This window comes from Flavobacterium sp. (genome assembly GCF_049590715.1).
In the GTDB taxonomy this organism is placed as follows: domain Bacteria; phylum Bacteroidota; class Bacteroidia; order Flavobacteriales; family Flavobacteriaceae; genus Flavobacterium.
In genome coordinates this window covers 20,220-27,967 of the sequence record NZ_JBAWDL010000136.1, presented here as the reverse complement: position 1 = coordinate 27,967, position 7,748 = coordinate 20,220, and the positions used below count along the sequence as shown (strand labels likewise).

At 35.1% G+C, this 7,748-nt stretch carries 5 protein-coding genes; all 5 read right to left on the bottom strand.

Annotated elements, in window-relative coordinates:
- A partial coding sequence (locus WBQ70_RS06395; RefSeq protein ID WP_423911904.1) for a hypothetical protein occupies positions 1-2,453 on the bottom strand: 2,453 nt, incomplete at its 3' end.
- 1,182 nt (positions 2,454-3,635) lie between these two features.
- The gene (locus WBQ70_RS06390) at positions 3,636-4,589 is read right to left on the bottom strand and encodes a 2-hydroxyacid dehydrogenase (RefSeq protein WP_423911902.1); all 954 of its coding nucleotides are present in this window, start codon (positions 4,587-4,589) and stop codon (positions 3,636-3,638) included.
- A 73-nt stretch (positions 4,590-4,662) separates the two neighbouring features.
- Positions 4,663-5,442, bottom strand: coding sequence for a pyrroline-5-carboxylate reductase (gene proC, locus WBQ70_RS06385; RefSeq protein ID WP_423911900.1), 780 nt, complete (start codon positions 5,440-5,442; stop codon positions 4,663-4,665).
- A 98-nt stretch (positions 5,443-5,540) separates the two neighbouring features.
- Positions 5,541-6,893 (bottom strand): magnesium transporter, encoded by a 1,353-nt coding sequence (gene mgtE / locus WBQ70_RS06380; protein ID WP_423911898.1) that lies wholly within the window; start codon positions 6,891-6,893, stop codon positions 5,541-5,543.
- Positions 6,883-7,662: a 16S rRNA (adenine(1518)-N(6)/adenine(1519)-N(6))-dimethyltransferase RsmA gene (gene rsmA, locus WBQ70_RS06375; protein ID WP_423911895.1), complete on the bottom strand. Its 780-nt coding sequence runs from the start codon at positions 7,660-7,662 to the stop codon at positions 6,883-6,885. The genes mgtE and rsmA overlap by 11 nt, the downstream gene beginning before the upstream one ends.
- Positions 7,663-7,748: the final 86 nt, after the last annotated feature.

Sequence of the window (7,748 nt, the reverse complement as noted above, 5' to 3'; positions counted from 1 at the left end):
ACTTCGCCATCTTTAATATCTACTGATAAAATGGACTCATTTTCAATTTTTGCTGAATTTACGGCATCATCTACTATCTTTATTGTTGTTACGGCATCATCAGCTAATTTGTCCGTTGTGATTCCAGAGTCTTTAACCTTAAATGGCAACAGTGTAGTTCCTTCTCCTTCTATAGTTGTACCATCGGCAATAGCACCAAAGTCACTTTTGTTTATCCACGTAACAATACCAGACACATCTGTAACTAAAACTGTATTATCGAGTCCTGGAGCTATTTTTGCAGGGGTTACATTAGCATCTACAATCTTAACTGTTGTCACAGCGTCGTTGGCTAATTTTGCTGTGGTTACGGCATTAGCAGCTAATTTGGCTGTTACGATTCCTAAGTCTTTAACCTTAAATGGCAACAGTGTAGTTCCTTCTCCTTCTATAGTTACATTATCAGCAATAGCTCCAAAGGCATCTTTATCTATCCATGTAACAGCACCTGACACATCAGTAACTAAAACTTTACTGTTTCCGCCAGATTCAATATCCACTGGTTTTATTACGCCATCTTTAATGTCTTCTGATAAAATGGTCTCGTTGAGAATTTTTGCAGATGTGACAGCACCGTCAACTATTTTTATGGTGGTTACCGCATCGTCAGCAATATCAGCCGTTTTTACTTCGCCATCTTTAATATCTTCTGATAAAATCGTCTCATTTAGAATTTTTGCTGTGGTCACCGCATCGTTAGCTAATTTAGCGGTTACGATTCCTAGATCTTTTACTAAAAATGGACTGGTTGTAGTTCCTAATCCTGTGATAGTGGCATCATCAGCAACGGCACCAAACTCATTTTTATCTAGCCATAAAACCGTTCCTGTTCCATCTGTAACTAAAACTTTATTAATACCTCCCGTTGCAATATCAACGGTTTTTACTTCCCCATCTTTAATATCCTCTGATAAAATGGTCTCGTTGAGAATTTTAGCAGATGAGACAGCTCCGTCAACTATTTTTATGGTGGTTACTGCATCGTCAGCAATATCAGCCGTTTTTACTTCTCCATCTTTAATATCTTCTGATAAAATGGTCTCGTTTAGAATTTTTGCCGATGTGACAGCTCCGTCAACTATTTTTATGGTGGTTACCGCATCGTCAGCAATATCAGCCGTTTTTACTTCTCCATCTTTAATATCCTCTGATAAAATGGTCTCGTTGAGAATTTTTGCAGATGTTACTGCATCGGCAGCTAGTTTGTCTGTTATGATTCCTAGATCTTTTACTTTAAATGGATCCGATGCGGTTCCTGAACCTTCGATGGTGGCATTATCAGCATAGGCACCAAAGGCGTCTTTATCTATCCATGTAACAGCACCTAATCCATCTGTAACTAAAACTTTATTGTTTCCGCCAGATTCAATATCAACAGGCTTTACTTCGCCGTCTTTAATGTCTTCTGATAAAATGGTCTCATTGAGAATTTTTGCAGATGTGACAGCTCCGTCAACTATTTTTATGGTGGTTACTGCATCGTCAGCAATATCAACCGTTTTTACTTCGCCGTCTTTAATGTCTTCTGATAAAATAGTCTCGTTTAGGATTTTTGCAGATGTTACTGCATCGGCAGCTAATTTAGCGGTTACAATTCCTAGATCTTTTACTAATAAAGGACTTGCTATAGTACCCAAACCTTCAATAGTAACCATATCGACTACGGTTTCAAAAGCATCTTTGTTTATCCAAGCCACAGCTCCAGTTGCATCTGTAACTAAAACTTTATCAATACCTCCAGAAACTATTTTTGGTGGTGTAATACCCGAATCTTTAACTTGCAAACCATTAACTGGATTTACTTCAATGGAAGAATTATCTACTTTTACTTGTAAATTCATATCCACCAAAGCCGCTTTATTCTGAACCCCCAAAATAGAACCATCTGATGATGTGACATCTTTACCTAATTTATCTGCAGCAATAACCGCATCAAGAAAAGCTTTACGATCCGTACCTTCAATAATTATATTACCTGGATCGGTACTTACCGCCGACTGTATCAACCAAGTTCCCCCTTTAAAAGTATAGATCTCTCCAGTGTTTTCATCGACATAAATATTACCCGACACAGGATTAGCTGGAAATACGGCTGTTGGTGCTCCTGGACCAGAGCTTATAGGTAAATCTTTTTTATTTAATAATTTATTCCATTGTCCAGACGACCAGTAATAAAACCCTGGAGGCATGCCAATAGCACTTATATTGTAAACTACTAACCCCTCTACGTTTCCATTAGATATAGATGTACCATCTGTTAAAGAAGCTAAATTAAGTCTAGGAATTAAAAGACCTTTGTTACTAGAAACAATTTCTAATTGAGCTGAATTATTTGGTACAGCTGTTCCAATACCTACTTGTGCATAAACACCTGTTCCAAAAAGAAATATGACAAATCGTAATTGTTGTTTCATAATCCGATAATTAAAGAATTAATAAATGGGGTAAATCAAATACTATTAATAAAAACACAATAAAGTGTTAACAAAATAAAAGGTAACTATAAATTTAGCAATAAAATGCTAATAAATACGATAAAAAACACTTTTTTTTAATTTAATATAATTACTCCTGCTAAATAAAAAAATAAAATTAAGTAACATAATATAACTTTCTAGATATACACTAAACTTAACATTTATTTTATATAAACCATTATTATGCAATAAACTCATTGTTTAGAGTGCCAACAAATTTTAATTTTAAGTATTGATAAAGCCCCATGCTTTGCATTAATTTACTCAAAAAAACCTACTATTACTCCTTATACTTTACCGCTTATAATTAAATTCCCATCAGAACAAAACTCTTATTGACTTACTTACACTTCATAGCAGCTTAGTTGACAGACTGAAAGTCAACAAACTCAATAAAGATAATTTGTGAATAAAATATTTTTAGGAACTAAAGCAAAATGCTATTTAAAGTACACTTTTTAAATCGGAAATATTAAATTGTTTTAAGTTTTTATATCCGCTAACATCTAAATTTCAAAGAAAGAGAAATCAACTAGAAAGATAAGACTCCATTGTCATAATCAGTTGATTTTAACAATAGAGTTAGTATTACAACAGCTCTTTTATTTTGCTGTTTTACATGTTTATTCTGCTAAATAAATTGAAAGTACAAACTAAACTACTATAACTAAAAGTCAGCGTCTTAAAAATTTATTGCAAGCCACAGATTTCTAAAAAGGAGGCGTGACTTTTACAAAGAGCGGCCATCTTGTATAGAGCAGAGAAATTTAAAATACCTAGAAGTCTCCCTTTTTAAACTGATGAAGTGGCTTTGCTTTGGACAGCAAAACATAGACTTTGGAATTAGAAAATACTCTCATATAATAGGAGATATGAGCGTATAGTTGATAAATTAAATGAATAAAATATACTGGATTTTTTACGTAATTATGTTAAACAAAGCACTTTTTATTCACCTCTATATATTTGATTTAAACCTGTACCTGAATTTATAGAAGTGTGTTTTAAAAAAAAGAGTTAGATAAGCTTCATTACATTAGGTGCATCAAATCCTTTTCAAACAGAATTTAATTAAATGCACCTAAAGGGTTATTTTTTAATAAACAATTATCAAAAAATTTACAAAGTATACTTAGCTATTATTTTATCTACAATAACTTGGGCCAAACGTTTGTGACTTTCAAAAGTCCAACCTGCTACATGTGGGCTTAGAATCACATTCGAGGCGTTTAATAAATATTGAAAGGCATCAGGAGTTTCGTTTGCTTGAAAAAGTGTTTCAAAAGATAATTTCTCGTATTCTAATACATCCAGTCCAGCACCTAAAACTTTTCCATATTGCATAGCCACTACTAAATCAGCGGTAACAATATTTTTTCCTCTAGAAGTATTTATTATCCAAAACGGTTTTGCAAATGCTTCGATAAAATCAGCATCAACCATTTTATTCGTTTCTGGTGTCCAAGGAAGGTGTAAACTAACTACATCCACTTTTTGTTGGAATTCAGCCAATGTAACTTGTTTAGCATTTGCATCGCCTACATTTCCTTGAATGTCGTAACAAAGCACAGTAACATCAAAACCTCGTAACTTTTTAGCAAACGATTTTCCCATATTACCATAACCTATAATCCCCACTGTTTTACCGTCAAGTTCATGTCCTCGATTGGATTCACGATTCCATTGTCCGGAACGGATTTCTCTATCAGCTTGATTGAAGTTATTAAATAAAGACAAAATCATCCCTAAAGTATGCTCGCCTACTGCATTCCTATTTCCTTCGGGAGCGGCAATAAGTGTGATGTTTTTAGACTCCGCATACTCACAATCGATACTTTCGAGTCCTGCTCCTACTCTAGCAATGAATTGCAAACTAGTAGCTTTGTCTAGAAAGGTTTTATCAATCTTAAAACGACTGCGAATCACAATACCGTGATAGTCCTGAATCTTAGCCTCGATTTCCTCCTTTGACGATTTAAAATCTTCGTGATTGGTGAAACCAGCTGCTTGCAATTGGTCCATCATAATGGGATTGTTGCTGTCTATATGGAGAATCTTTATTTTATCTAACATATCATTCTTTTTAACCTCTTAAGAATTTTTTAAAACCTTTACGCTTACAAAAAAACTTATATGTTTAAATAACCTATTTTCCTTGAATTTTTTTCAAAGCGGCTTTGATTCCACGAATTAATGATGAACTAAAACCATGAGATTCCATTTCGCTCAATCCTGCAATGGTACATCCTTGAGGTGTTGTTACACGGTCAATTAATTGTTCTGGATGGATTTGTTCTTCCATAAGCATTTCAGCCGCACCTTTTACAGTTTGGGCTGAGATAGCCAAAGCTGTTTTCCAATCAAAACCAATTTCGATTCCGGCTTGCATCGAAGCACGCATATAACGCAACGCAAAAGCAGTTCCGCTAGCAGCCAAAACGGTTGCAGCGTCCATTAACTTTTCATCTATAACGGGAGCAGTTCCTAAACCTTCAAACAAAGCTACTACTTTTTGACCTTCAACATTATGTCCTTCTTGGAAAGAAATACATGTTGCCGAAGCTCCAAATTGCGCTGCAATATTAGGCATGATTCGGATGGCTTGGTGGTCTTTTCCTATTTTGTTTTGAAGTGCTTCAATAGACAATCCACTTACCGCAGAAGCAATAGTTTTATTAGAAATTATAGGAAGAATTTCAGCTAAAACAGTATCTACTTGATACGGTTTAATAGTCAAAATAATTACATCAGCCTCTTGAATATCATGTTTGTTATCCGAAGAAATAGTGACGCCTAACCCTTCAAGGTGTTTAATATTGGCAACGTTACGTCTTGTAACCGTAACTTGGTTGTTTTGGGTAAATTTAGCGATTCCTACTGCTACCGAAACGCCTAGGTTTCCTCCTCCTATAATGTGAATTTTCATATAATTGAAAAATTAAAAGATTGAAAAATTAAAAGATTCATTAGCTTTAACTAAATAAATCTATTCATATTTATTTTGACATTAACAACATGTCGTATTTAAAAACCTAAAATCAATTTTGCAATTGAAAAATAGATTAAAATTCCGCAAATATCATTACTTGTTGTAATAAAAGGTCCAGTTGCTAAAGCGGGATCAATTCCGAATTTATCCAATAACAATGGAATGAATGTCCCTATAAGTGATGCTATAATAATCACTGAAATTAAAGCACAACAAATCACAAAACCGATAATCAAGGGTTCGTCAAGTATAAAATAACTCCCTAAGAATAAAATAGCTGCCAAGATGGAGCCGTTTAATAAACTCAACGAAATTTCTTTTATCAATCTATTGAATAAGGAACCACTCAACGTGTCATTAGCCAAACCTTGTACAATAATAGCAGACGACTGTACCCCTACATTTCCTGCCATTGCGGCAATAAGTGGCGTAAAGAAAAACAATTTTCCGTGCTCCACCATCGCACCTTCAAATAATCCTAAAACTCTCACGGTGATAAATCCCCCCAAAAGTGCCAACACTAGCCAAGGTAAACGTGCTTTGGTTAACTCTAGAATACTATCATCGGCTTCAACATCTTGGGAGATACCCGCAGCTAATTGGTAATCTTTATCAGCTTCTTCACGGATTACATCAATAATATCATCAATGGTAATACGCCCTACTAACCGACCCATGGCATCAATTACAGGAATGGCTTCTAAATCGTATTTCTGCATGATTCTCGCCACCTCAACATCTTCGGCATCAACGCTTACTGAGGTTACATTGCCAATATAAATTTCTGATATTTGGGCTTTAGTTGAAGTTGTCAATAAATCTTTGAGCGATAAACGCCCTTTTAATCTATTCTCATCATCTACTACATAAATAGAATGAACCCGTGAAACATTTTCTGCCTGAGCGCGCATTTCTTTGACACAAGTAAGAACGTTCCAGTTTTCGTTAACCTTCACCAATTCTTTCCCCATCAACCCACCTGCGGTATCTTCATCGTAACGTAATAAGTCGATGATATCCTTGGCATGCTCAATATCTTCTAATTCAGAGATTACCTCTTCTTTTTTAGATTGGGAAAGCTCCGCGATGATATCCGCCGCATCATCGGTATTTAACTCATCAAGCTCCTCCGCAATCTCTTTTGCCGAAAGGCGGCTTAATATATTTTCGCGTAAATCATCTTCTAATTCTAGAAGAATTTCGGCTGTTTTCTCCGAATCTAAAACCTTAAAAATATAGGTTGCCTCATCAAAATCAAGTTCGTCTAATACCTCCGCTATATCAGCATGGTGCATGTCATTCAATAATCCCTCAAGTTCCCTATCGTTTTTATTGACAATGTGCTGTTCTAGCTCTTGTATTAATTCTTTACTGATTTTAAATTCCATCGGCTTCTATTTTTTGAGTAAGTTCGATAAACTGTTCAACGCTTAACTGTTCTGGACGAAGGTTAAAAACTTCGTCTTCTCTTAATTTGTCGGACAAATTTAAGGTTTTTAAACTGTTGCGCAAAGTCTTTCTACGCTGCTGAAAAGCCGTTTTTACCACCGTGAAAAACAATTTTTCACCGCAAGGCAAACTATAGTCCGATTTACGACGCAAGCGCAACACTCCTGATTTCACCTTTGGTGGTGGATCAAATACATTTTCATCAACAGTAAACAGATATTCTGCATCATAAAAGGCCTGAGCTAGAACTGAAAGAATTCCGTACGCTTTACTTCCTTTTTTTTCGCAAATTCGTTGGGCTACTTCTTTTTGAAACATTCCTGCAAATTCAGGAATCTGCTCTTTGTATTCTAATGTTCTAAAAACAATTTGAGTCGAAATGTTGTATGGAAAATTCCCGATAATCGCAAATTGCTTGCCAGCAAAAATCTCGTTGATATCGTATTTTAAGAAATCCTTAGAGATGATTTTATCTTTCAACTTAGGATAATTAGCACCCAAGTAATCCACTGATTCAGTATCAATTTCGACCACATAGGTATTAATTGGTTTATCCAATAAATACTTTGTAAGCACTCCCATTCCAGGCCCTATTTCTAGCACATCCTCGTAGCCTTCTAAATTCAGCGTGTCAGCGATATCTTTTGCGATGCTTTCATCTTTTAAAAAATGCTGTCCGAGGTGTTTTTTTGCTTTTACTTTTTCCATTTTAATTTGTTTAACCACAAAGACACGAAGGAGGCACGAAGTTCACTAAGAATTTTTGTTTGATTTTTTGTTTAGCCAATTATATT

Excerpts from the sequence above, each read along its gene's own strand:
- mgtE (WP_423911898.1), bottom strand. The coding sequence starts at position 6,893 with ATGGAATTTAAAATCAGTAAAGAATTAATACAAGAGCTAGAACAGCAC.
- WBQ70_RS06390 (WP_423911902.1), bottom strand. The coding sequence starts at position 4,589 with ATGTTAGATAAAATAAAGATTCTCCATATAGACAGCAACAATCCCATT.
- proC (WP_423911900.1), bottom strand. The coding sequence starts at position 5,442 with ATGAAAATTCACATTATAGGAGGAGGAAACCTAGGCGTTTCGGTAGCA.
- rsmA (WP_423911895.1), bottom strand. The coding sequence starts at position 7,662 with ATGGAAAAAGTAAAAGCAAAAAAACACCTCGGACAGCATTTTTTAAAA.